At 65.9% G+C, this 23,703-nt stretch carries 20 protein-coding genes and 1 pseudogene; 10 read left to right on the plus strand and 11 right to left on the minus strand.

The genetic code is table 11. The annotated features are described in order from the left end of the window. Positions 1 to 14 precede the first annotated feature (14 nt). The 4 genes and pseudogenes from QTI17_RS14005 (at position 15) to QTI17_RS14020 (ending at position 5,521) form a co-directional block, all read left to right on the plus strand. A pseudogene (locus tag QTI17_RS14005) lies at positions 15 to 700 on the plus strand (restriction endonuclease). A 98-nt stretch (positions 701 to 798) separates the two neighbouring features. Continuing rightward, a complete protein-coding gene (locus tag QTI17_RS14010) occupies positions 799 to 1,674 on the plus strand; it encodes a glycosyltransferase family 32 protein (RefSeq protein ID WP_286533854.1) in 876 nt (291 codons plus the stop codon). Between the two features lie 17 nt (positions 1,675 to 1,691). Next, positions 1,692 to 3,899: a family 16 glycosylhydrolase gene (locus tag QTI17_RS14015; RefSeq protein ID WP_286533855.1), complete on the plus strand. Its 2,208-nt coding sequence runs from the start codon at positions 1,692 to 1,694 to the stop codon at positions 3,897 to 3,899. Further along, positions 3,896 to 5,521 (plus strand): carbamoyltransferase C-terminal domain-containing protein, encoded by a 1,626-nt coding sequence (locus QTI17_RS14020; RefSeq protein ID WP_286533856.1) that lies wholly within the window; start codon positions 3,896 to 3,898, stop codon positions 5,519 to 5,521. The genes QTI17_RS14015 and QTI17_RS14020 overlap by 4 nt, the downstream gene beginning before the upstream one ends. A gap of 692 nt (positions 5,522 to 6,213) precedes the next feature. Here QTI17_RS14020 and glmS read toward each other — a convergent pair. Next, complete coding sequence (glmS, locus tag QTI17_RS14025) at positions 6,214 to 8,094, minus strand: glutamine--fructose-6-phosphate transaminase (isomerizing) (protein WP_286533857.1); 1,881 nt, start codon at positions 8,092 to 8,094, stop codon at positions 6,214 to 6,216. Between the two features lie 134 nt (positions 8,095 to 8,228). On the opposite strand from glmS, the gene QTI17_RS14030 reads away from it, so the two are divergent. Beyond that, positions 8,229 to 8,708, plus strand: coding sequence for an Lrp/AsnC family transcriptional regulator (locus tag QTI17_RS14030; RefSeq protein ID WP_286533858.1), 480 nt, complete (start codon positions 8,229 to 8,231; stop codon positions 8,706 to 8,708). Between the two features lie 13 nt (positions 8,709 to 8,721). Here QTI17_RS14030 and glmU read toward each other — a convergent pair whose 3' ends face one another. Then, positions 8,722 to 10,158, minus strand: a complete 1,437-nt coding sequence (gene glmU / locus QTI17_RS14035) for a bifunctional UDP-N-acetylglucosamine diphosphorylase/glucosamine-1-phosphate N-acetyltransferase GlmU (RefSeq protein WP_286533859.1) — start codon at positions 10,156 to 10,158, stop codon at positions 8,722 to 8,724. Positions 10,159 to 10,183: 25 nt separating this feature from the next. On the opposite strand from glmU, the gene QTI17_RS14040 reads away from it, so the two are divergent. Both QTI17_RS14040 and QTI17_RS14045 read left to right on the plus strand, forming a co-directional pair. Then, entirely contained in the window at positions 10,184 to 11,059 is an 876-nt protein-coding gene (locus tag QTI17_RS14040; protein ID WP_286533860.1) for a DUF6279 family lipoprotein, read from the plus strand. Further along, a complete protein-coding gene (locus QTI17_RS14045) occupies positions 11,031 to 12,056 on the plus strand; it encodes a hypothetical protein (RefSeq protein WP_286533861.1) in 1,026 nt (341 codons plus the stop codon). Before QTI17_RS14040 ends, QTI17_RS14045 begins: the two co-directional genes overlap by 29 nt. A gap of 19 nt (positions 12,057 to 12,075) precedes the next feature. Here QTI17_RS14045 and QTI17_RS14050 read toward each other — a convergent pair whose 3' ends face one another. From QTI17_RS14050 to QTI17_RS14080, 7 genes are all read right to left on the minus strand, one after another. Then, entirely contained in the window at positions 12,076 to 13,167 is a 1,092-nt protein-coding gene (locus QTI17_RS14050; RefSeq protein WP_286534393.1) for an NAD-dependent epimerase/dehydratase family protein, read from the minus strand. Positions 13,168 to 13,169: 2 nt separating this feature from the next. Further along, complete coding sequence (locus QTI17_RS14055) at positions 13,170 to 14,270, minus strand: Gfo/Idh/MocA family protein (protein WP_286533862.1); 1,101 nt, start codon at positions 14,268 to 14,270, stop codon at positions 13,170 to 13,172. Next, positions 14,267 to 15,139 carry a glycosyltransferase gene (locus QTI17_RS14060; RefSeq protein ID WP_286533863.1) on the minus strand — a complete coding sequence of 291 codons (873 nt, stop codon included), beginning with the start codon at positions 15,137 to 15,139 and terminating at the stop codon, positions 14,267 to 14,269. Before QTI17_RS14060 ends, QTI17_RS14055 begins: the two co-directional genes overlap by 4 nt. Then, on the minus strand, positions 15,139 to 16,032 hold the full coding sequence (locus QTI17_RS14065; RefSeq protein ID WP_286533864.1) for a glycosyltransferase: 894 nt from the start codon (positions 16,030 to 16,032) through the stop codon (positions 15,139 to 15,141). Before QTI17_RS14065 ends, QTI17_RS14060 begins: the two co-directional genes overlap by 1 nt. A 3-nt stretch (positions 16,033 to 16,035) precedes the next feature. Next, positions 16,036 to 17,271 (minus strand): ABC transporter ATP-binding protein, encoded by a 1,236-nt coding sequence (locus tag QTI17_RS14070; protein ID WP_286533865.1) that lies wholly within the window; start codon positions 17,269 to 17,271, stop codon positions 16,036 to 16,038. Continuing rightward, entirely contained in the window at positions 17,261 to 18,028 is a 768-nt protein-coding gene (locus QTI17_RS14075) for an ABC transporter permease (RefSeq protein ID WP_286533866.1), read from the minus strand. The genes QTI17_RS14070 and QTI17_RS14075 overlap by 11 nt, the downstream gene beginning before the upstream one ends. A gap of 281 nt (positions 18,029 to 18,309) precedes the next feature. Beyond that, on the minus strand, positions 18,310 to 19,080 hold the full coding sequence (locus QTI17_RS14080; RefSeq protein ID WP_286533867.1) for a Crp/Fnr family transcriptional regulator: 771 nt from the start codon (positions 19,078 to 19,080) through the stop codon (positions 18,310 to 18,312). A gap of 91 nt (positions 19,081 to 19,171) precedes the next feature. On the opposite strand from QTI17_RS14080, the gene QTI17_RS14085 reads away from it, so the two are divergent. Continuing rightward, entirely contained in the window at positions 19,172 to 19,567 is a 396-nt protein-coding gene (locus tag QTI17_RS14085; RefSeq protein ID WP_286533868.1) for a BLUF domain-containing protein, read from the plus strand. 18 nt (positions 19,568 to 19,585) lie between these two features. Here the strand turns inward: QTI17_RS14085 and QTI17_RS14090 are convergent, their stop codons facing one another. Then, positions 19,586 to 19,897, minus strand: a complete 312-nt coding sequence (locus QTI17_RS14090; protein ID WP_286523751.1) for a DUF2917 domain-containing protein — start codon at positions 19,895 to 19,897, stop codon at positions 19,586 to 19,588. 141 nt (positions 19,898 to 20,038) lie between these two features. On the opposite strand from QTI17_RS14090, the gene QTI17_RS14095 reads away from it, so the two are divergent. After that, the gene (locus QTI17_RS14095; RefSeq protein ID WP_286533869.1) at positions 20,039 to 21,022 is read left to right on the plus strand and encodes a LysR substrate-binding domain-containing protein; all 984 of its coding nucleotides are present in this window, start codon (positions 20,039 to 20,041) and stop codon (positions 21,020 to 21,022) included. 21 nt (positions 21,023 to 21,043) lie between these two features. Here the strand turns inward: QTI17_RS14095 and QTI17_RS14100 are convergent, their stop codons facing one another. Further along, positions 21,044 to 21,661, minus strand: a complete 618-nt coding sequence (locus QTI17_RS14100; protein WP_286533870.1) for a 5-formyltetrahydrofolate cyclo-ligase — start codon at positions 21,659 to 21,661, stop codon at positions 21,044 to 21,046. A gap of 9 nt (positions 21,662 to 21,670) precedes the next feature. Here QTI17_RS14100 and QTI17_RS14105 point away from each other — a divergent pair, with 9 nt between their 5' ends. Further along, positions 21,671 to 23,692: a lytic transglycosylase domain-containing protein gene (locus QTI17_RS14105; protein ID WP_286533872.1), complete on the plus strand. Its 2,022-nt coding sequence runs from the start codon at positions 21,671 to 21,673 to the stop codon at positions 23,690 to 23,692. The last annotated feature ends 11 nt before the right edge of the window (positions 23,693 to 23,703 follow it).

Consider the following 23,703-nt stretch of genomic DNA (forward strand, 5'->3'; position numbering starts at 1 on the left):
AAGCGCTCAGTGGGATGAACTGGCGCGAGTTCGAGTTGCTGGTCGGCGAGGGCTTTAGACAGGAGGGCTTCCAGGTAGAAGAGCTTGGCGGGCGCGGCGCTGATGGTGGCGTGGATCTCGTGGTGCGTAAGAACCGGGAAAAGTTCCTCGTCCAGTGCAAGCATGGCGCGCACAGCGAGTCGGCATGACTGTTGTTCGCGAGCTGTATGGCGTCATGGCTGCAACCGGCGCTGTCGGTGGCTTTGTCGTCACCTCAGGGCGCTTCACCGAAGAAGCACAAGCCTTTGCGAAGGGGCGCAATGTCCAGTTGCTGGACGGGAAGGCACTGTTTCAGCTGCTGCGTGCCGCCCGCGATCGCGCCTCAACGGCTCCGGCCCCAACACGCTCTTCCCGGTTGCCGCAACTTCGACGTCAACGCTCGCCCCGCCCTCTCCGCGGTGCGCTGGACCCATGGTGCGGCGAGAGGCTAAGAAGGGAGCGAATGCGGGCATCGCATTCTGGGGCTGCGGTTCCTTCCAAAGTGCCGCGATGTCGCGTAGATGTTGTTGTCTTGCGATACAGCGACAGTCTACGGCGCCCCAGTGAGTTTGCTGCGTGGCGAGCGCCAGTCACCTCAAGAGCGTCGCGACGTATCAGCTTCAGGCGACCGAGCAAGTACCTCACTGCCCCGCACCGCGATGCGCTGCGGTCTGCTCAATAGTGGCATGCCTGCGGCTTCGAAGGCCGCGACCAGTCCGCAGCGGCCAATCCCAAATATCGACTACAACAATTTTCACAATCCAAGGGGCTAACGCAAAGATGCTCGAAGCAAAAGTCATCAACGACACCGTCCAAGTCGATTCACTCGGGTCTGCCGAGCGCGCGCGATCCAAATTCGTGCGCGACATGGTGCAGCGACCTCATGACTCAACACCAGCCTCAAAGGCGTGGTCCACCCCGACTCCCCGGCGCATCGTCCAGTTCTGGAACGACCTGGACCGATTGCCCGAGGACGTCAAAGCCTGCATGGACTCATGGAAGCAACTCAAACAGATCGGATTCGAAATCGAGGTGTTCGACGAGAGCTCAGCGAGAACGTTCATCCGAAACCGCTTGGGGGCCCGCCATGAGAGCGCTTTCGACAAGTGCTACCACCCTTCGATGATGTCGGACTACTTTCGATACTCGTACGTGCTCGTGGAAGGAGGCTTCTATATCGATGCCGACGACGTCTACCACGGCACACCGATCGAGCAATTGTTCGCGGACGGGCGGCTGAAGCTCCAGCCGTTCTGCTACGACATTGCAACGTCTCAGATGGTTGCACCACCCCTATTCACTGAGCCGGGCGCCAACCAGCCGGGGTGGATCTTCTACTTCAACACGACGCCCCTGATCGCGTCGCCCGGTCACCCCATCGTTGAAAGAGCATTGCTCAACGCCACTCGATCCCTTGAAGCGAATCTCGCGAGCGGGTTGCCCGAGGTCCAAGCGACTACGGGTCCTGGCAACCTCACCCGCTCGGTGTTCGAAGTACTGAACGAAGGATGCTCGCCCGACGCGCTGATGGTTGCGCACGATTGGGAACTGACATCCACCAGCCAGTGGCCCCTCAGCTACAGAAACGACTCGCGGAACTGGAGACTGTCCAATCAGCGGGCGTACCGTGCATCTTCGCTTTCGGACGCGCTGTGAATCCGGCACGTTCCCCCATGGCCGCACTTCGCCTGGCGTTTCGTCTGGGACACGGCCTTCGCAAGATGCTTCCGATTCAGACCTCGCGTGCCTTCGGCGTTCATCGCGCGTCACACGGCCAGAGTATTGAAAGAATCTACGTCATCAATCTCGACCGCCAGCCAACCCGTTGGTCGCGCATCAAGCAGGAGCTTCGACGCATACGGGATAGATACGGGAACGATCTTCTCAGCCTCGCGGAACGGCATGCCGCTGTGGATGCGAGGGGGTTCTCTCAGGATCCTCCCAAAGATGCAGACGTCGATCCCTACTACACCTTGGCAGATCAACTTTTTGTTGAACCTCAACCGCGGGCACTTCCGACTCGCTTTGAGCTTGACGCGCCGATCCGAATGAGCAGGGCGGAGGTGGCGGTGGCCAGGTCACACATTGAGGTTTGGAGGCGAGTTGCGCAGGGTGCCCAGGGGCATGCTCTCATCCTTGAGGACGACGTGTGGTTTCATCCCAGCTTTGCCCGTCATCTGGACCAGGCTTGGAAAGACGTCGCGAGCGAAAGCGCAAAGCATAAGGGATTTGACATCCTCTACGTTTCGTTTATGGAGGCGACGCATGGCGCTCCGAAAACGTTCGTATCGAGCCATGTGTTCCGGCCGGTGCGCGGGCTGTGGTTCTTGTCAGGCTACATCCTGTCCCGACAAGGCGCAGAAAAGCTTCTTGGTCTACTACCTTGTCGCGGCCCGGTCGATCTTTGGATCAATCACCAGTTCAACGTTCTGAACGTACGAGCGACCAGGCACTCACTTGTCCGCCAAAGAAGGGACACGGCCTCCACCAATTCGTACTCGATCCTACCCAGCCTCTCCAAGATTGGGGCGATCAACAGCGAGGGTGCAGCCCTGTTCAACATTCGTCCGACTCAGCTGCCTGTCTTTGCGTTTGGCCCGCCGAACTCAGGTCAGACTTCCCTGGCGATGGCGTTGTCAATGCTTGGGTACCGATGCTGCAGCGATCTGGAGGAACTGCCATTGCTGGAGATGTCGCGGCTTCGTCAAGGCAGTGTTCAACGGGTGTTCGACGCGTACGCCAATATCGGGTGTCTGGAATCAATGATCGGTGACCTGCGACGCGCCTATCCACAAGCCAAGTTCATCGTGACGGTTCCCACAGCGCAAGCTGCTGTCCAAACTGCTTGGCATATTCCATCCGGCCTCGAAGGCGCAGATGTCGTCGAGCTTGATTCAGGCGACCCCAACGCTTGGCGGACGCTTTGCGAGCACCTCAGGTGTGCACCTCCTTCGTGTTCGTTCCCAAAGCTGGACGACTCGGGGCAACGGTCCATCCTCGATGCACACGGCCAGCCTGAGCTTGCTCGCCGACGCACAACGCCTCAGCGAGATCGGTCGCCGTGGGTCATTGAGTCTGAGAACCGCGGCTGGTCAGGCATTCGGCTCGCACCCACGAGCCACGCGGGCGAAGGCAAGTGGGTCGATGTCGAGGATGGCTTGGAGCGCCTGGACTCGCTGCGCTGGTCTGCAAGGTCCGACACCTTCACTGGCAATCTGGCGTTGTTCCGTCCACTGAACGTTGAATTCGACGGCGGCGACGGCGCGATGTTTCACGTGCGACGGGAAGAGTTGGGGGTTCGACAGTACAGCGCAGGCGCCCTCAGCAGCCGCGCCAGCTACCTTTACGGGAGATTCGAGTCAACCTTCCGGGCGTCCAACGTGCCAGGGGTGATCACTGGATTTTTTCTTCACCGTAACTCACCGCATCAGGAGATCGACATCGAGATTGCCGGCAACATGCCAAGCCGCCTCCTTGTCAACGTGTTCTACAACCCGGGAGGAGAAGGTGCTCAGTTCGACTACGGCTACCGAGGTGCCCCAAGCCACATTGAGCTGGGCTTCGATGCATCGAAGGGAATGCATCGCTATGCCATCGAATGGACCCCGTGCGAGATCCGGTGGTGGGTGGATGACCGGCTTGTCCATCGACGTGTGCTTTGGGATCCAACCCCGATTCCCCATCTGCCCATGAAACTGCATGCCAACACCTGGCCGACTCGATCCGCTGACCTCGCGGGTCGACTTCGTACCCGTCGGCTTCCGGCCATCACCCACGTGCAGTCGATTCGCGCGAAACCGCAGGACCCATCCTCGCACGAGACTCGCGCTGCGATTGAGCCCATCCCGGCCGTACCCGATACCAACGAAGTTGCCACATGAAGATACTCTCTTATAACCCTGGGCACGACGGCGCATTTGCGTATGTCGAGGACGGCCGTTTGATATTCTCCGTCGAGGCCGAGAAGGGCTCGAAGTACAGACATTCGCCGCTGTCGGTCCCAGATGTCTTCGACGTCCTGTCCGAACTCCAGAGCGTTCCCGACGTGCTATGCAAAGGGGGCTGGTGGCCCGGTGACTCTCCACGCAATCAGGACGTCATGGCCGGCTACCGCGGAAGCCACCATGACCAGGTAGTTGTGACCCAGCAGCGATTGTTGGGCAAGAGCGTGCACTACTTTTCATCGTCTCACGAACGCTCCCACCTTCTGTGCGCGTTCGCAATGTCTGAGATGCCAAAGGGAACCCCCTGCTACGCGCTGCTTTGGGAAGGCGTCATCGGGGCGTTCTACGAGATCGATGCAGAGTTGAATGTGACGAAGATTGGTGATGTGATGCCCGAGCCTGGCCATCGCTACGCCATGCTCTATGCACTGGCAGATCCGACCTTCGACAAAAGCACGGCCGAATTCTCCCGACTTTCTGATGCCGGAAAACTGATGGCCCTCGCTTCATTCTCCAGAAGAAGCCAAGCCTCGGACGAGGAGGAGAAAATCACGGCGTTCCTCTTGCAGGATTGCCAGCACCTCAAGCCCCAGCAGTGTGAAGCCTTGAAGGAGTTTCGCCACTACAACGTGGGCCTGGACGATCCGCAGTTCAGAGACTTCGCCGGAATCTTCAGTGACCGCCTGTTCGATCGCTTTCATCGGTTTGCTACCGCAAAGCTGAGACGGGACATGCCGCTGTTGATCGCTGGCGGGTGTGGACTCAACTGCGACTGGAACACGAAGTGGACACAGACAGGGTTATTTAGCGACGTCTTCGTTCCTCCGGTCGCCAACGATTCGGGTTCTGCGATTGGCACCGCCGTCGACGCGCAGTTCCATTTCACCGGAGATCCCAAGCTCGCGTGGAATGTCTATTCGGGGCTGGATTTTGTGGCGGACGAAGCGGTCGATCCCGCTCACTTCGACGAGTGGGAGCCGAGCGTTCAAAGCGTCGCTGCGATGTTGGCTGGTGGCTTGATCTTGGGGTGGGCGAACGGCCGGTACGAGATCGGACCGCGCGCGCTTGGCAACCGATCCATCTTGGCTGCCCCATTTGAAGCTAGCACCAGACAGAGGCTGAACGTCATCAAGCAGCGAGAGCAGTTCCGCCCGATTGCACCCGTGTGTTTGGAGGAGGATGCAGCAAAGTGGTTTGGGTGCGATCACCCAAGCCCATTCATGCTGTACACCCATCGCGCTTGCACAGACACGCTGGCGGCGGTGACCCACGTCAACCGGACCGCGCGTATTCAAACGGTGTCCGCGTTTAGCAACCGTGCGTTGTTTGAGTTGCTCTCGGCGTTCAAAGCGCTCACCGGCTATGGGGTGCTGTGCAATACATCGCTGAACTTCAAGACCAAGGGCTTCATTAACACAACGTCCGACCTTTCGGCCTACACCTTGGCGCATCAACTGGACGGGTTCGTGGTCGAGGGGCGCATCTACATGTCGAGATCGTCCCAAAGGTACCAACAGTACCTGCATGACGGCAAGCAACCCGTGACAAAGAGATGTTGATCAGTACCGACGTTATCAGTACCGACGTTGCCCTGCCCGAAGCCAACTGGAGTTGCGAATGCCTGTCATCTAAAAAATCAGAGCGGGCAGGAGCGGGGGCTGGAGCGACGAGGGGCAAAGTTTCTTCATGTAGCGCCAGGACGTGGCGGAATTCGAGCTCGGTAGCGGGCCGCTCGGTGCTGTTCGCCAGCTGGCCGGTGCCAGCCGCCTATGCCCTACGTACTCGGCGCACAACTATGAGTCCGTCAGGCATGGACGCCACAGGTCATCGGCGGCAAGGGGGCGCCAAAGCCGACTCCCAGCGCTGCTCGTTCGAGTGAATGCAACCTGTCTGCGGCAGACATAGGCGAAACTCGGTCCGCAACCTGGTGTGGAGCGGTCCTAGTTTTCGAGCAGATCGAAGGACCGCAACCAGTCTAGAGTAGTCAGACGCTGCCCGGACGGCCACGAGGGTTCATTGCCAGGGGGACAACCGACGGAGGGCGGGCTTCACCCAATGGCCGCGTCCGAAGACGACTGAGGGGGACGCCATCTTAGAACGCTGGTGCTCTTCGCCGCATGAGGTTGTTCTCCCCTCCGGCTTTTAGTCGAAAATTCCCGCAACTGGTTTTTTGAGCAAATGAGGCCGCTTGCCTAGGGAAAATTCCCACAACCTTAGTAAACCAAAGCGCGCCGACCAGCACAGCGGGCCTCTATTCCACCGTCACGCTCTTCGCCAGGTTGCGCGGCTTGTCCACGTCGGTCCCGCGCGCGCATGCCGTGTGATAGGCCAGCAGCTGCAGCGGCACGACGTGCAGCAGCGGCGACAGCGCACCGTAGTGCTCCGGCATGCGGATCACGTGGACCCCCTCGCTGTTCTCGATCCGCGTGTCGCCATCGGCCAGCACGTAGAGCACGCCGCCGCGGGCGCGCACTTCCTGCAGGTTGCTCTTGAGCTTCTCGAGCAGCGCGTCGTTCGGCGCCACCGTCACGACCGGCATCTCGCTGGTCACCAGCGCCAGCGGCCCGTGCTTGAGTTCGCCGGCGGCGTAGGCCTCGGCGTGGATGTAGGTCACTTCCTTGAGCTTGAGCGCGCCTTCGAGCGCGATCGGATAGTGCAGGCCGCGGCCGAGGAAGAGCGCGTTCTCCTTGCGGGCGAAATCCTCCGACCAGCTGATGATCTGCGGCTCGAGCGCCAGCACCGACTGCAGCGCCACCGGCAGGTGCCGCATCTCCTTGAGGTAGCGCGCCTCGTCGGCATCGCCGAGCCGGCCCTTGGCCTGCGCCAGCGCCAGCGTGAGCAGGAACAGCCCCGCCAGCTGCGTCGTGAATGCCTTGGTGGATGCGACGCCGATCTCGACCCCGGCACGGGTGATGTAGGCCAGCTTGCATTCGCGCACCATCGCGCTGGTGGCCACGTTGCAGATGGTCAGCGTCTGCTCCATGCCCAGCGACCGCGCATGCCGCAGCGCCGCCAGCGTGTCGGCGGTCTCGCCCGACTGGCTGATGGTCACGACCAGCGTCTTCGGATCGGGCACCGAGTCGCGATAGCGGTATTCGCTGGCGATCTCGACCTGGGTCGGGATCTTCGCGATGCCCTCGAGCCAGTACTTGGCGGTGCAGCCGCTGTAGTAGCTGGTGCCGCAGGCCAGGATCAGCACGCTGTCGATTTCCTTGAAGACGCGCCATGCCGCCGCGCCCGGAGCACCATCGACGCCGACGCCGTCGAACAGCTCGGGCACGATGCCCTCGACGCCTTCGAGCGTGTCGGCGATCGCGCGCGGCTGCTCGAAGATCTCCTTCTGCATGTAGTGCCGGTAGGGGCCGAGCTCGGCGGCGCCGCTGTGGGCGTGCACGGTGCGCACGGTGCGGGTCACCGGCTTGTGCGCCCCGTCCACGATCCAGTATTTGCCGGGCTGGATGTCGACCACGTCGCCCTCCTCGAGGTAGACGATCTGGTCGGTCACGCCGGCCAGGGCCATCGCATCGCTGGCCAGGAAGTTCTCTCCGCCATCCTGGCCGACGCCGAGGATCAGCGGCGAGCCGGCGCGGGCGCCGACCACCCGCTGCGGCTCGTCGCGGCAGATGGCCGCGATCGCATAGGCGCCGTGCAGCTGCTTCACGCTGGTCTTCACGGCCTCGAACAGGTCGCCGTCGTAGTGGCTGTCGATCAGGTGGACGATGACCTCGGTGTCGGTCTGGCTCGCGAACACGTAGCCCTTGGCCTGCAGCGCGGCGCGCAGCGCCTCGTGGTTCTCGATGATGCCGTTGTGCACCAGGGCCACGCGGCCGGGTCGGCCGGTCTCGGCATCGGCGCCCGGGCCGTGGCTGAAATGCGGGTGCGCGTTGTGCACCGCCGGCGCGCCGTGCGTGGCCCAGCGCGTGTGGGCGATGCCGGTGCTGCCCTCGATCTGGTCGTCGCGCACATGGGCCAGCAGGTCGGCGACCCGCGAAGTGGTGCGCGCGCGCTGCAGGCCGTTGGCGTTGACGGCCACGCCGCACGAGTCGTAGCCGCGGTATTCGAGCCGCTGCAGGCCCTGAACCAGGACCGGGACGATATTGCGACCGGAAACGGCGCCGACGATGCCACACATGTGATCTGCTCCTGAGGTTGGAGCCCAGATGCTAGGCTTCGCCGATTGAAATTTGAGATCGAATTATTGGATTTTTTGTTTAAATATTTCATCAATCCAATGACATCAGGTTTTATTTCATAATTCACATTGAAATGAAATCAGAAGACCTGGACGACATCGACCTTCGCCTGCTCGACGCCTTGCAGCGCGACACCTCCGCCAGCAACCAGTCGCTGGCGGAGCGCCTGAACATCTCGCCCCCGACCTGCCTGCGTCGGGTGCGGCGCCTGCGGGCGGGCGGATGGATCGCCAGCGAGGTCGCGATCCTCGACCCGGTGCGGCTCGGCCCGCTGCTCACCGCGGTCATCGAGGTCTCGCTCGACCGGCAGGATGCGGACTCGCTGGAGGCCTTCGAGCGGCGAGTCGCGCCGGACGACGCGGTGCAGCAGTGCTACCGCGTCTCGCCGGGGCCGGACTTCGTGCTGATCGTGACCGTGCGCGACATGCCCACCTACCAGGCGCTCGCGCAGCGGCTTTTCACCAGTGACGCCAACGTGCGCAACGTCAAGGCCTTCTTCAGCCTGCACCGGGCCAAGTTCGCGCCGCGGCTGCCGCTGCCCGCCCCGGCCTGAGGCGCGACGCGGCTCAGGACTTCGGGGCCTTCTGCGGCCGCTGCCAGCCGGCGTAGCTGGCCTGCTTGGCGCGCGAGATCGTCAGGGCGCCGGGCTCGGTGCTCTTGGTGATGGTCGAGCCGCCCCCGATGGTGCCGCCGGCGCCGATCGTGATCGGCGCCACCAGCACGCAGTTGCTGCCCACGTGGACGTCGTCGCCGATGATCGTGCGGTGCTTGTTGGCGCCGTCGTAGTTGGCCGTGATGCTGCCGGCACCGTAGTTGACGCGCTGGCCGACCGTGGCGTCGCCCAGGTAGGCCAGGTGGTTGGCCTTGGCCCCGGCCGCGAGCGTGGAGTTCTTGACCTCCACGAAATTGCCGATATGCACCTCGGCGCCCAGCCGGGCTCCGGGCCGCAGCCGCGCGAACGGCCCGACCAGGGCACCGGCGCCCACCGTCACGCCGGCCTTCTCGCCGTCGATGTGGGTGAACGGATGGATCACGGCGCCGGTCTCGATGCGCGCGTTGGCGATCACGCAGTTGGCGCCGATGCGCACGTCCGCACCGAGCGAAACCGCGCCCTCGAAGACGCAGTTGACGTCGATCTCGACGTCGGATTCGCAGACCAGCGTCCCGCGCAGGTCGAAGCGCGCCGGATCGGCCAGCCGGACGCCCTGCGCCATCAGGGCGTGGGCCTGGCGCAGCTGGTGGGCGCGCTCCAGCGCCGCCAGCTGCGCCGGGCTGTTGACGCCGGCCACCTGCAGGGCATCGTCGGTGCGGTGCGCGACCACCGGGACGCCGTCCACGGCGGCGAAGCCGACGATGTCGGTCAGGTAGTACTCGCCTTGCGCGTTCCTGTTGTCCAGTCGCGCCAGCCAGGTCTTGAGCAGCCGGGCCGGCACCGCCATGACGCCGCTGTAGATCTCGCGGATGGCGCGCTGCGCCTCGGAGGCGTCCTTTTCCTCGACGATCGACTGGACCTCGCCTTCGGCGTCCTGCTGGCCCTGCACCCGGACGATGCGCCCATAGCCCTGCGGGTCGTCGACCTCGATGGTCAGCAGCGCCAGCCGGCGGCCCGCGCTCTCGGCCACCAGCGCGCGCAGTGTGTCGGCACCGATCAACGGCACGTCACCCGACAGCACCAGCACCGTCCCATCGTCGGGCAGCAGCGGCGCCGCCTGCTGCACGGCGTGCCCGGTCCCGAGCTGCGGCATCTGGCGCGCAAATTGCGGCGTCACGCCGGCCACGGTGCCCTCGAGCGCCGTCTCGACATCGGTGGCGCCATGGCCGGTCACGACCACGACATGGCGGGCGCCGATCCCGGCCGCGGTATCGATCACATGGGCGACGAGCGCGCGCCCGCCCAAACGATGCAACACTTTAGGCAGGCTGCTTTTCATGCGCGTGCCCTTTCCGGCCGCCATGATGACGACGTCGACCGGCTCCTGGTTGTCCTTCTGAATCTGATTCATGCCACTTTCCCGAATGCGTTGCGCAATGCTGGCGCGGATTATCGGCGCGCTGATGGCCGCCGCGCTGCTCGCTTCCTGCAGCGCGCTCAAGCTCGCCTACAACAACCTGCCCGAAGTCGGCTACTGGTGGCTCGACGGCTACGTCGACTTCGACGACGCGCAGACGCCGCGGGTGCGCGAAGAACTGCAGCAGCTGCTGGCCTGGCACCGGCGCAACGAGCTGCCGAAGCTTGCCGACCTGCTGCAGCAGGCCCAGTCCCTGGCGCCGGGCGAGATCACGCCGACGCAGGCCTGCGACTTGCTCGACGCCTTCCGGGCGCGCTTGCTGACGGTGGCGCAACGCGGCGCGCCGGCCGGCGCCGAACTCGCGCGCAGCCTGAGCGAGGCGCAGTTGCGGCAGATCGAGCGCAAGTACCAGAAGACCAACGCCACCTACGCCGAAGACTGGCTCGCGCGCAGCCCGGCCCAGCAGCGCGAGAAGCGCTACGACCAGTTCCTCGATCGCAGCGAAGATTTCTACGGTCGGCTCGACGCCGGCCAGCGCGAGCTGCTGCGCCAGCAGGTGGAACGTTCGGCCTTCGATCCGCTGGCGGTCGACGCCGACCGCAAGCGGCGCCAGCAGGACGTGCTGGCCCTGCTGCGCCGGGTCCAGACGCAACAGCTGCCGCCGGGCGAGACGCAGGCGCAGATCCAGGCCTACGTGCGCCAAGTGGCCGAGCCGGCGCCAGGCCCCGCCGCCGCGCGGCAGGCGGCGATGATGCAGGAGGCCTGCGACACGATGGCGGTGCTGCACAACCGCACGACCGCGGCTCAGCGCGAGAAGGCGGCGCGGCGCTTGCAAGCCTACGCCAACGACCTGCGCCAGCTGGCGGATGCGCAAGGCGGCGCCGACACACCCTGAACGCGCCCTGAACCCTACCTTTAGAACGTTTGTTTACAATCAGGCCCAAATCGTAACCAGATCCATGACCATCACGCTCTGCACTCTGTTCGAAGGCAACTACCACTACGGCGTTGCCGCCCTGTCGAATTCGCTGATCGCCTCGGGCTTCGTGGGCGACTTCTGGGTCGGTTACCGCGGTGAACTGCCGGCGTGGATCGCGGACTCCCCCGACTTTGACCGGGCCAGCGGCGAATTGCGGGTCGCGCCGACGCTGAAGCTGCACATGGTGGAAATCGACACCCCGCTGCACTTCGCGTACTACAAGCCGACCTTCCTGCGCCAGGTCTTGGAGCACCACGCACCCGAGGCGACGCGGGTCGCCTACCTGGATCCGGACATCGTCCTCAAGTGCACGTGGCCAGCATTCGCCGCCTGGTTCACGGACGACGGGATCTCGCTGTGCGAGGACGTCAACCCCAACTTTCCCGAGCGGCACCCGAAGCGCCTGCAGTGGCAGCGCTTTTTCGCGGCGCACGGCGTCACCTCGCAGCGCAGCATCGGGCGCTACTACAACTCCGGCTTCATCGCCGTCCCGCGCGCGCACATCGAGTTCCTGGGTCTGTGGGGCCACTTGTGCGACCTGGTGGTCGACCACAACAAGGGCGTCAAGCACTTGAAGGCGGGCGATGCGAACTCCATCTTCCATTCCACGGATCAGGACGCGCTCAATTTCGCCCTCACCGTGAGCGAGGTGCCGCTCAACACGGCCGGGCCCGAAGCGATGGACTTCTTGCCGGGCGGCTACTACCTGTCGCATGCCATCGGCTGGCTCAAGCCGTGGGACGGCAAACACATCCTGCAGGCACTGCGCGGACAACCGCCGCGGCTCGCGGCCAAGGCGTACTACCAGTTCGCGAATGCGCCGATCAAGGTGTGGGGGGACGGCGATCTCGCGTGGCGGCGGATCAAACTGAAGATCGCCACCGCCATCGGCCGCGTCTACCGCTCGGCCTGACCCGGCCGGACTCGCGGCCTCACCGCTTCGCCTGGGGCTCGGTGACCCACAGGCCCGCGAGCCAGCGCGCGCTGCGGTCCAGCCCTTGCGCAGCGCTCAGCGGCGGCGCATAGCCGAGCACCTCGACCGCGCGATCCATCGGCAATCGCGTCGCGCAAGTGTGCAACTGGCTGATCTCGTAGTCCGCCGATGGCGAAGGCGCCTGCGGCAGCAGGAAGCCACTCGCGATCGGGGGTGCCGTGTAGCGCTCGAGACCGGCCTTCACCGCATCCTTCAGCCGCCGGCTGAACATCGGAAGGATCATCCGTGACGCCGGCACCTGCTTGGCCCACGCCACGCGGTCGCGCAGCGAGCGCGTCGGCATGCCCGCCGCCGGCACCTCGCGGAAGTCCGACATGTCGAAGCCGAGCGCCTGCGCCAGCGGCTGGTAGAACTCGCGCCACGTCATGCAGGTGCTGTCCGCGACATAGAAGGCGCCCTCGGTCGCGCGCGCATGCGTGAGGCCCAGCTCGATCGCATGAATCAGGTTGTCGACGTAGATGTGGTTGCAGAACCCATGGCCGCCCTCGACCAGGAACGCCTGCTTCGAATGCAGCGCGCGCGGCAGGCCGCCGAACCACTGGCAGCGCGGCCCGTAGACGATACCCGGCCTCAGGATGCAGACCTCCACGCCCGAGGCTTCGCGCAGCACGCGCTCGGCCCGCACTTTGGCGTTGTTGTAGTCGTTGGGCTGGTCGTCCTTGAGCGGCGTCGCATCGTCGGTGCCTGCCGGCGGGTTCTGCCCGTGCACGGAGGCGCTGCTGAGGTAGACGAGCCGGCGTACGCCCGCGGTCTTGCAAGCCTGCACCGCGGCCTGCGCGGCGGCGACGATCTGCGCGGCATCGCCGACGATCGCATGCACCATCGCGTCGCAGCCGCGAACCGCTTCGGCCAGCGAGGCCGCGTCGAAGATGTCGGCCTGCTTCCACGACGGCAACGCAAAACGCGCCATGCGGGCGAGGCTGTAGGGGCTGCGCACGATCGCACGCACATCGTGCGTGCCGCCGAGCACCCACTTCTCCATCAGGCGGGTGCCGACGAATCCGGAACCTCCGAGCACCGCGACTTGCATGGTCACGCCGCCTCCACGAGCTGGTGGGCGCGGACGCACTCTTCCGGATCGAAATAGGGCATGTCCATCAGTCGCTTGCGGGCGTACATGGTTTCGACGAGCGACAGCGCGGCCATGGCAGTGCCGCCGCTGACGCGGGGCTTTCGGTTCTCGCGGACCGCATCCACCACGTCCTTCCACTGCGCGGTGAAGGCGCCGAGGTACCCGTGGGCCGGGGTGGAGTACGTGGCGGTGCTGCCGTATTGCAGGCGGCTCGTTGCCAGCTGCGGGACGGGCACGCCGTCGATCTCGATCAGCAGGTCGGTCGCCTGCCCGGTGCGCCACGTGACGGTCGCGCGTTCGAACTCGACGCGATAGCAGTTGGCCAGCTCCACATCCCAACTGAGGCGGATGTCGGCCTCGGTTCCGCCGGGCCAGCGCAATTTGGCGGCGCTGTTGATCTCCACGCCGCCCATGGCATCGTCGGCATAGTCCACGACCTCGGGCAGGCCGAGCCACGACACCAGGATTTCGAGCATGTGGATGCCGATGTCCAAGGTGACGCCGCCGCCGCCCTCCTGCCGGGTGAAGAAACCCGCCGTCGCGGCCGGCCAGCGGAACATGCCGCCCTCGTCGGCCACGATGCGGCGCACCGGCCCGAACACCCCGGAGGCGATCATGGTGCGGATGGTCTCGATGGCCGGGAAGAAGCGCCGGAAGTGCCCGACCGCGAGCATGAGGCCCAACCGATCCGCTTCGCTGCGCATGCTGCGCGCCTCGGCGACGGTGGCACAGATCGGCTTTTCGACCAGCAGGTTGTAGCCGCGCCCGAGCAGCGACAGCGCGAGATCCGCATGGCTGCGCGCCGGCGTCGCGATCAGCGCGATGTCGGCTTCGCGCGCATGCTCGAGGTCGTTGTAGCACTTGGCCGAGGGGAAGAGGTGCTGGCAACGCGCCAGTCGCTCTTCGCTGCGGTCCACCAGGCCGACCACTTCGAGCCACCCTTGCCGCTCTGCCGCGCGCGCCGCCGGGCCCTGGTATTCCTCCACCACCGCGCCGCAGCCGATGATGAGGACCTTGAGCGGAGCCTCCGCCTTGTTCTCGATTGCGCTCTCGCTATTCATTTCTTGATCCGAAAAACCAGTCGTAGTTGCCGGACCAACAGGACGGGATTGCGCAGCAGGATGCCGGCTGCACGCAACTTGCCGCCGGGTGTGCGGACCACGTCCCGCAGCAGCGGCCGCATCGTCAGCGAGAAGCCGGCGAAGCCGGCACGCCTCGCCTCGCGGCACGCACGGCAGTCCGCATGGGCGGGCGCATTGCGGCCGATGACCCGGCTCCCGGCGCGCCACATCACTTCCACGTTCCTGCTCATGCTGCCCGGCACGATGCGGTAGACGCTGCGCATGTCGCGTGCGAGCCCGAATTTGCCGCCACCCGCGGCGATGCGCAGCCAGAGGTCCCAGTCCTCGCAGGAGCGCAGGCTGACATCGAAGAGACCGACTTGCGAGAGGATCTCGCGGCGTATGACGAAGGTGTTCGGGGGGCCGATGCAGCTCCGCAGCAGCGTGTGCAAGGCATCGACGGAGAGGTCCCGCCCGCCGAACTCGCTGATGACCGTGTCCCCGCCTTCGTCCACCACGTCGGCATAGCCGTGCACCACATCGAGGTCCGGGGACTGCGCGAAGGCGCGCGCCGCCGCGGCGAGCATGCCGGGGCGCAGGAAGTCGTCCGAATCGAGGAACAGCAGATACCGGCCGCTCGAGCGCAGGATGCCGCGATTGCGGGCCGCGCACAGGCCCGCATTCGGCTGGCGGATCACGATCACGCCTTCATAGCGGCTCGCGACTTCGGAGGCGTTGTCGGGCGAACCGTCGTCCACCACGATCACCTCGAGATCCACGTCGCGCGCCTGCGCCAGGGCCGCCTCGATCGCCTTCGGCAGCAGATGCGCCTGCTTGTAGCACGGGATGATGACGCTGAACTCCGGCATCAATGCGACCCTTGCCGCCGCCACAGACTGGAAACACCGTCCCGCAGCACCAGCGGCCAGAAGCACACCGGCAGCCGCGCCACTTCGCGCAGCGCCTCCGAGATCGACGTGCGCGCGCGCTGGCGCAGCATCGGTGCGAAGGCCATGTTGTAGACGTAGCGCGCGCCGCCCTGCAACGCATGGCGCGCAGTGACGCGACGCAAGGTCGGCGAACCGACCGGCAGGCGAGACGCCATTCCGACCACCTGCCGGATGCCTCGCCACATGGCCTGCCCGTTCTTGCTCAGCGAGCCGCCGCGCAGGCGGTACACCGCGAGCGAGTGGTCCATGCGAACCCACTTGTCGGTCGCCGCCGCGATGCGCAGCCAGAGGTCGAGGTCCTCCGCGTGATGAAGCCCGGGCCGGAACAGGCCGGTGCGCGCCAAGACTTCGCGCCGCACGATGACGCCGTTGGTCGGCACCGGTTCTCCGCGCAGGACGCTCAGGAAGGCCGTCGGTTGCAGGCTGGGCGCGCCATGGCGGTCGACCGGACGGCCTTCGTCGTCGACTACCTGCATGCCGCAGACGAACACATCGGCATCCGGATTCGCAGCCAGCGCCGACTCGAACGCTGCGCGGTAGCCCGGCAGAAGCAGATCGTCGCTGTCGAGGAACAGCACGAATTCCGCCCGGCTTTCGAGGATCGCGCGGTTCCGCGCCACCGAAGGGCCGGCATTGCGCTGGCGGATCACGCGCACGCCTTCACAACGCTCGGCGTAGTCGGCCGAGCCGTCGCTGGAGCCGTCGTCCACCAGCAGCACCGGAACACGGTTGTCCCCCCACGCCGAGGCGAGGGTTTCCGACAGCGTCGCGGCAGAGTTGTACGAGGCCGTGAGGGCTTCCAGCGTCGCCATGGCTCACGCCTGTTGCGAAACGATGCTGTGGGCAGACAGGCGGCTCGCGAGCCTCAGCACACCATGGCGGCCTTCATAGGCGCGCGGCGCACCGGGCAGGGCGACGGGATGCACTTCGAGTTGCACGCACTCCGGCGCGGAAAACACTTCCTTGCCCGCCACGTCGTGCATATAGAAATCGATGAAGTAGCGGCCCGGCATCAGGCTCATGCGCTCCAGCGCGAGCCGGAACGTGAAGCGCCCGTCGTAGCGCTGGAAATCCACCGATTCCTCGGGTCCCCAGACTTCGGAAAGGGTGACGCCGTTGGAGTCGTGCCAGCGGAAGAACGGAATGCACAGCGGCGTCGGTTCGATCGCCTCGAGTTCGAACTCGATCTCCAGGGGCTCCAGGAAATCGATGTCGCCCACGGCCGTCTGCGCGCCGTTGATCAGCAGGTCCACCAGTTGCAGCTTCGACGACTTGCCGTACCGCGCCTGCACCGCAACCGGCGCCCGCGTCGCGTATTCGGCCAGCACCTCGTCGACCGAGCCCTGGCGCTTCAGCTTGCCGCCCTGGAGCAGCAGGCCCTTGTTGCACAGCGCCTTCACCGCGGCGATGTTGTGGCTCACGAAGAGCACCGTCTTGCCTTCCTGGCTGCTGACGTCCTTCATCTTGCCCAGGCACTTCTGCTGGAACTGCGTGTCGCCGACCGCGAGCACCTCGTCGACGATCAGGATCTCGGGGTTCAGGTGCGCGGCCACCGCGAACGCGAGGCGCACGTACATGCCGCTCGAATAGCGCTTGACCGGCGTGTCGAGAAAGCGCTCGACCTCGGCGAAATCGACGATGGCGTCGAACTGCCGGTCGATGTCGCGCTCGCGCATCCCGAGGATCGAGCCGTTGAGGTAGATGTTCTCGCGCCCGGTGAGCTCGGGATGAAAGCCCGTCCCGACCTCCAGCAGCGAGCCGACCTTGCCGTACAGGCGCACTTCGCCCGCCGTCGGCTCGGTGATTCGGCTCAGCACCTTCAGCAGCGTGCTCTTGCCCGCGCCATTGCGGCCGACGACGCCGACCACGTCGCCCTTCTTGACGTCGAACGACACGTCGTCGAGCGCCCTGAAGGTCTCGTACTCCTGGCGGCGGAAGACGTTCTTGAGCGCCGCGAATGCGGCCTCGGTGACCCGGCTGTGCTGGGCCATGTGCGCGATGCGGTACTCCTTGCTGAGTCCACGGACGGAAATCGCCAGATCAGATGACATCGGCAAATCTCCGCTCTGCGCGTTGGAAGATCATGGCGCCCACGGCGAACAGCACCACGGAAACCACGGCGCTCCAGACCACCGAGCCCCAGTTCATCGTCGGCGTGCCGAGCACGGCCCACCGGAACGATTCGAGGATGCCGACCATCGGGTTGATCGCGGCGAGCCATTGCGCCGACTGAGGAATGCTCGATGCAGCGTAGGCCACCGGACTCGCCCACAGCAGGAACTGGCTGAGAACCGGAATGACGTAGCGCACATCGCGATAGCTGACATTGAGCGCCGCGGTCCAGAAACCGAGCCCGAGCGCCAACAGGATCGCCATGAGCATCGAGACCGGCAGGAAGAGCAGCGCGAAAGTCGGCGGAATGCGGTAGATCACGAGCAGCACCGACATGACGACCGCGCCGACCCCGAAGTCCAGCAGCACGCCGCGCACCGTCGACAGCGGCAGCACGATGCGCGGGAAGTAGATCTTGCTGACCAGCCCCGAATTGCCGACCAGCGAATCGCTGGCCTTCTGGAAGATCTGAAGGAACGTGTTCCAGATCAGCAGGCCGGCAAAACCGAAGACGAAGTATGGAATGCGCGCGTCGCCGGTCGGCAGGTTGGCTACCGCCCCGAAAACGAAGGCAAACAGCGCCGCACCGATGAGCGGCTGCAGCACCACCCAGAGCACGCCGACCGCCGTCTGCCTGTAACGCAGCCGCACGTCGCGCAGCGCGAGGATGCGCAGCAGGTCGCGGTACTCCAGCACATCCCGCCAGGGGAAGAAAGCCGCACGACGCTGCGGCTTGATAACAAGGTGAGGTTCACCTGCATTCGACATTGACGAGAGACCTTCCGAGCCTGAGAGAGCACCGAGGAGTCCTGCGAGACAGCCTCAGAGACATTAGTTGCACGATGATACACGTCAAGATTAACTCTTAACTACTAACATTCGGCCGACTGTGCGAAACGACACGGTGTTATGCATCTCGCAGTATCTGCCGAAGGCGGTGTTGACTGCAGCGCGCGCCGAAACATCACGGCGACGGCTCAGATCAGCGGCAATGGCTGCATCGGCCGTTCGAAATAGTCGCCCAGCGTCTCCAGGGCGTGCGGCTCCAGGATGCGCAGCCAGCCGCTGTCGAGCTTGTAGAGCCCCAGGCGCTGCAGGCGCCGCAGCGTCTTGTTGGTGTGCACCAGCGACAGGCCCAGCGCATCGGCGATGTGCTGCTGGTTGAAGGGGAACTCGGTCCAGCCGTCGCGCACCATGCCGGCGCGCTCGGCACGCCGGTACAGGTGCATCAGCAGCATCGCGACCCTTTCGCTTGCATTGCGCCGGCCGGCCGTCACGAGGTTGTCGTCGACCAGCTTCTCTTCGCGCGCCGCCAGCCAGGTGATGTGATAGCCGAGCTTGGGACGGGCATGGAACAAGTTCCACAAAGTGTCGCGCTCGAAGCTGCACATCGTCGTATCGGTCACGGCCTCCACACCGTGCGTGTGGCCGTCGGCGAATTCGTCCTGCAGGCCGATGAAATCGCCCGGCAGCAGGAAGCCGAGGATCTGGCGCCGGCCGTCGCTCAGCGTCTTGTAGCGAAAGGCCCAACCCGAATACAGCGTGAAGAGCTGGGGCGAGGGCCGGTCCTCGCTGACGATGACGCCGCCGGCCTCGACCACCCGGGTGCCGCTGCGGAACGACTGGATGGTGCGCACCTCGTCGGAGCCGACCGCGAGAAACGTGGGGTTCGCGCGCAGCGTGCATTCCTCGCAAGGGTGGGCACACCGCGGGGGGTGGGATGGCGCGGGATAGTCCTCGAACTTCACTCGAACACTATAGGGCAGAGCGCTGTGTCTTTTGACGTTTTCTAGGGGCGGGACGACTCCTACACTTCGGGCGCCCTCCCTCGGACAAAGAATGCCGGAACTCGAAGAAATCCTCTATTGCAGCCTGTTGGCAGCCGATCAACCCACCCATGTCGTCGGCCGTATCGTGACCCAGGCCCGTTCGCGCAACGCCAGCGCGGGCATCACGGGCATCCTGGTGTTCGACGGCATGCGGTTCTGCGAGCATATCGAGGGGCCGGCGGAGCCGCTGCGCGCGCTGTGGGCGAGGCTTCAAGCCGACCCGCGCCATACCGACGTGCGCGTCCTGCACCAGGGCAGCGTGGCCGCCCGGCGCTACCAGCGTTTCGAAATGGGGCTGGCCGAGGTCGAGTTCGAGGACGACCTGGCCGGCATCGCGCAACTGCAGGGCGGTGAAGCCCTGCAGCGGTTCCTCGCGCTGCGGCCACGCTTCGACATCGGCGGCTGAGCCTCGGGCGCTCGAGGCTCAGGCGGCGTCCCAGCTGTAGGTGGCGCCGTGGCTGTCCCACGGTTCCATCACGATCCGCTCGCCGGCGGCCACCGCCAGCGACTCGCCGGGCGCCAGCACCAGGTCTTCGCTGCCGGCATGGGCGGTGGCGTCGCGGGTCACCCAGACCCGGCCCTGGCGGATGCGCAGCACGCTCGCGCCCGACGCCTTGAGGCTCATGGCGTGGCCGGCATCGAGCTGCCAGGCACCGCGGCGCACGGCCGGCGGCACGGCAGCCGGGCGGGCCAGGGTGGCGGACGAAAGCGAGGGCGAGGTGTAGACGGCGGACATGGGGGACTCCTGAGGTGACTGTGCGCAAAGGCGCGCTTCGGGAATGAATGATCTTCCTCGGCTCGTTGGCGGTCCAATGAAAACGCGGTAGCCTACTGATTCCGGTTTCGCATCAATCCACCTTCGGCCGAGGCCCGTCCCGTGCTCCATTCCCAGACCCATCTGCGTTCCAGGCCGATCTCGGCCGGCCACCTGCGCGCCTTCGAGGCGGTCGCCCGGCACCTGAACTTCCGCGCCGCCGCCGAGGAAATGGCCCTGACCCAGTCGGCCGTCAGCCGCCAGATCCAGTCGCTCGAAGAAGAGGTCGGCGTCAGCCTGTTCCTGCGCCATACGCGGGCGGTGGAGCTCACCGGCGCCGGGGCCCAGCTGCTGCTGGCGGTGCAGCAGTCGCTGCCGCGCATCGACGGCGCGGTGCGCCAGATCCGCCAGAACGCGGGCCGCAAGAGCGTCTCGCTCACCACCTTCGCCTCGTTCGCGTCGATGTGGCTGATCCCGCGCCTCGAGGCCTTCCAGCGCGACAACCCCGAGATCGACATCCGCATCGACGCCAGCGACGTCGCGCTCGACATGGACATCGCCGACGTCGACATCGCGCTGCGCTACGGGCCGCGCGAGCACATGCCGCCGGGCGCGCACCGGCTGTTCGGCGAAACCATCACGCCAGTGGCCAGCCCCTGGCTGATCAAGAGCAACCCGGCGATCAAGGCGCCGGCCGACATCGCCCGCTTCACCTTGATCGAGGCCGGCGACGCCCATCGCACGCACCTCGAATGGCTGACCTGGCGCCGCTGGTTCGAGGTCAACGACATGCTTCGGGCCCAGCCGCGGCGCTGGCTGTACTTCAACTACGCCTACCAGATGGTGCAGGCCGCGCTGACCGGCCAGGGGGTGGTGCTGGCCCGCAGTTCGCTGATCGCCGAAAGCCTGGCCAACGGCGACCTGGTCGAGGTGCTGCCGCACCACCGCATGGATTCGCCGATGGCCTACTGGCTGATCACCGGCCCGCGCAGCGCGCCCCGGCCCGAGATCCAGGCCTTTTGCGAGTGGCTGCAGGCCCAGGCCGAGACGACCCGGGAAACGATCGGCGAGGTGCCCGACCCCGACACCGTCGACCAATTGGACTGAAAAGCGTGGCCCGGCCTGAGATCAGCCGATCGGCCAGACGACGCCGTTGTCGTTCAGGATGGCGTCCAGCGGGAGATCGTGCGCTTCCGGCTCGAAATCATCCAGGAAGCCGCCGGTGTAGCCGAGCCCGACCGTGAACGGGCGCGGCTCCAGCGCGGCCAGGGTGCGGTCGTAGAAGCCGCCGCCGTAGCCCAGCCGGTAGCCGCCCGCGCTGTAGCCCAGACAGGGCACGAACAACAGCGTCGGCACGATCAGCTCGGTGTCCTTGGGCTTGGGGATGTCGAAGGCGTCGTTCTCCATCGGGCAGCCGGGATACCAGGCATGGAAAGTCAGCGTCTTGTGGACCCGGTCGACCACCGGCAGGCCGATGCGGCGGCGCTGCGGCTCGTCGAGCAGCTCGCCGTCTTCCTTCCAGCGGTGCAGCGCCGGCAGCGGATCGAATTCGCCCTTGATCGGCCAATAGGCGCCGATGACGGTGTCCGGCCGGCCCACCAGCCAGATCCGCATCACGCGCTGGAGCAGGTCGGCGCGCGCGAGGCGGTCGGGCATGGCCAGGCGCTGCTCGATCAGCGCGGCACGCAGTTGTCCCTTGAGAAAAGCGGCCGTTTCCGAGGTGTCGGCACCCTTTGACTTGTCCATAATCCCCCGATGCAGTTCGCAAGCATTTTGGCACCCGCGCGGCGCCTTCCCCGCACCTCTTTTTCCACCCTCGCTTTTTCGCTCGTCCTGGCCGCCGCCGCCCTGTGGCAGCCGGCCCGCGCGCAGAGCGGCGGCGACGACGTCCTGCTGCAAATGAAGCAGGCCTCCCAGCGCGGCGACAAGGCCCGCCTGTCGGCCCTGCTGCCGCAGGCGCGCGGCCATGCGCTCGAACCCTGGGCCGCCTATTGGGAGCTGAAGGCCCGGCTCGGCGAGAGCAGCACCCAGGAAGTACAGGATTTCCTGGCCCGCTACGCCGGCACCTACCAGGAAGACCGGATGCGCAACGACTGGCTGCTGCTGGCCGGCCAGCGCCGCGACTGGGACAGCTTCAGCAGCCTCCACCCGGCCTACCGCATGAACGACGATGCCCAGGTGAGCTGCTATGCGATCCTGGTCGAGACCCTGCGCTCGGGCACCGCCAGCCAGGCCCAGGCCGACGAGGTCCGTCGCCACTGGTTCGCCCAGCGCGATCTCGATGACGGCTGCCTGACCGCCGCCGACCGCATGATCGGCGCTCGCCTGATGTCGCCGAACGACGCCTGGAAGAAGGCCCGGCTGGCGATCGAGGCCAACCGGCCGCAAGCAGCCCGCGCCGCGGTCATGCTGGTGGCACCCGACGCCATCGCCCTGTTCGACGAAATGAACGCCAACCCGGCCAAGTTCCTGGCCGGCCGCGCCACCGCGGTCGCCAAGTCGCGTCGCGAGCTGGTGGTGCTGGCCCTGATCAAGATGACCGTCGCCGATCCGGGCGTGGCCGCCGCGCAGCTCGAGGGCAAGTGGGACACCACGCTGTCGACCGAGGAGCGCAACTGGCTCTGGGGCGCCATCGGCCGCCAGTTCGCGACCAAGCTGTCGCCGCTGGCCGGCAGCTATTTCGCCAACGTCACCAAGCTCGGCGACCTGACCGACGACATGCTGGCCTGGAAGGCCCGCGCGGCGCTGCGCACCGGCAGCTGGAAAGACGTCCAGGCCGCCGTCGACGCCATGAGCGTGGCGCAGCAGCAAGACCCGACCTGGGTCTACTGGAAGGGCCGCGCCCTGCTGGCCGGCGGCGGCGAAGAGCGCCGGGCCCAGGCCCGCATCCTGTTCGAGAGCATCGCCGGCACCCGCGGCTTCTACGAGCTGCTGGCGCTCGAGGAGCTCGGCCAGCGCGCCGCCGTGCCGACCAGGCCGGCGCCGCTCACGCCGGAAGAGAAAGCCGCCGCCCGCAGCAACCCGGCGCTCAACCGCGCGCTCTACGCGATCGCGATCGGGCTGCGCCCCGAAGGCACGCGCGAATGGAACTACGCCACCAACCTGCACGACAAGGGCGGCATGGGCGACCGCGAACTGCTGGCCGCCGCCGACCTGGCCTGCCAGCGCGAGGTCTATGACCGCTGCATCAACACCAGCGAGCGCACCAAGGGCGTGATCGACGTCGACCAGCGCTTCCCGATGCCCTTCCACGACGCCGTGCTGCGCAAGAGCCAGGAGATCGGCCTCGACCCGGCCTACGTCTACGGCCTGATCCGGCAAGAGAGCCGCTTCATCATGGACGCGCGCTCGGGCGTCGGCGCCTCCGGCCTGATGCAGGTGATGCCCGCCACCGCGCGCTGGACGGCCAAGAAGATCGGGCTGGCCGACTTCACGCCGGGCCAGATCACCGACCGCGACACCAACATCACGATCGGCACCAACTACCTCAAGCTGGCGCTGGACGACTTCGACGGCTCGATGGCGCTGGCCGCGGCGGCCTACAACGCCGGCCCGGGCCGGCCGCGCAGCTGGCGCAACGGACCGACCATGGAAGCCGCGATCTGGGCCGAGAACGTGCCCTTCAACGAAACCCGCGACTACGTCAAGAAGGTGCTCGCGAACACCACCAACTACGCCGCCGTGATCAGCGGCCAGCCGCAGTCGCTCAAGTCGCGGCTGGGCAGCGTGGGGCCGCGCAATGCGGCCGAGCCGGAGCCCAACAAGGACCTGCCCTGAGGCGCTCGCGA

Origin of the sequence: Variovorax sp. J31P179, assembly GCF_030316985.1 — a bacterium.
Classification (GTDB): domain Bacteria; phylum Pseudomonadota; class Gammaproteobacteria; order Burkholderiales; family Burkholderiaceae_C; genus Variovorax; species Variovorax ginsengisoli_B.

Excerpts from the sequence above, each read along its gene's own strand:
- glmU (WP_286533859.1), bottom strand. The coding sequence starts at position 10,158 with ATGAATCAGATTCAGAAGGACAACCAGGAGCCGGTCGACGTCGTCATC.
- QTI17_RS14060 (WP_286533863.1), bottom strand. The coding sequence starts at position 15,139 with ATGCCGGAGTTCAGCGTCATCATCCCGTGCTACAAGCAGGCGCATCTG.
- QTI17_RS14050 (WP_286534393.1), bottom strand. The coding sequence starts at position 13,167 with ATGCAAGTCGCGGTGCTCGGAGGTTCCGGATTCGTCGGCACCCGCCTG.
- QTI17_RS14020 (WP_286533856.1), top strand. The coding sequence starts at position 3,896 with ATGAAGATACTCTCTTATAACCCTGGGCACGACGGCGCATTTGCGTAT.
- QTI17_RS14015 (WP_286533855.1), top strand. The coding sequence starts at position 1,692 with ATGGCCGCACTTCGCCTGGCGTTTCGTCTGGGACACGGCCTTCGCAAG.
- QTI17_RS14100 (WP_286533870.1), bottom strand. The coding sequence starts at position 21,661 with ATGGACAAGTCAAAGGGTGCCGACACCTCGGAAACGGCCGCTTTTCTC.
- QTI17_RS14055 (WP_286533862.1), bottom strand. The coding sequence starts at position 14,270 with ATGAATAGCGAGAGCGCAATCGAGAACAAGGCGGAGGCTCCGCTCAAG.
- QTI17_RS14040 (WP_286533860.1), top strand. The coding sequence starts at position 10,184 with ATGCTGGCGCGGATTATCGGCGCGCTGATGGCCGCCGCGCTGCTCGCT.
- glmS (WP_286533857.1), bottom strand. The coding sequence starts at position 8,094 with ATGTGTGGCATCGTCGGCGCCGTTTCCGGTCGCAATATCGTCCCGGTC.
- QTI17_RS14045 (WP_286533861.1), top strand. The coding sequence starts at position 11,031 with ATGCGCAAGGCGGCGCCGACACACCCTGAACGCGCCCTGAACCCTACC.
- QTI17_RS14070 (WP_286533865.1), bottom strand. The coding sequence starts at position 17,271 with ATGTCATCTGATCTGGCGATTTCCGTCCGTGGACTCAGCAAGGAGTAC.
- QTI17_RS14105 (WP_286533872.1), top strand. The coding sequence starts at position 21,671 with ATGCAGTTCGCAAGCATTTTGGCACCCGCGCGGCGCCTTCCCCGCACC.
- QTI17_RS14090 (WP_286523751.1), bottom strand. The coding sequence starts at position 19,897 with ATGTCCGCCGTCTACACCTCGCCCTCGCTTTCGTCCGCCACCCTGGCC.
- QTI17_RS14065 (WP_286533864.1), bottom strand. The coding sequence starts at position 16,032 with ATGGCGACGCTGGAAGCCCTCACGGCCTCGTACAACTCTGCCGCGACG.
- QTI17_RS14010 (WP_286533854.1), top strand. The coding sequence starts at position 799 with ATGCTCGAAGCAAAAGTCATCAACGACACCGTCCAAGTCGATTCACTC.
- QTI17_RS14085 (WP_286533868.1), top strand. The coding sequence starts at position 19,172 with ATGCCGGAACTCGAAGAAATCCTCTATTGCAGCCTGTTGGCAGCCGAT.
- QTI17_RS14030 (WP_286533858.1), top strand. The coding sequence starts at position 8,229 with ATGAAATCAGAAGACCTGGACGACATCGACCTTCGCCTGCTCGACGCC.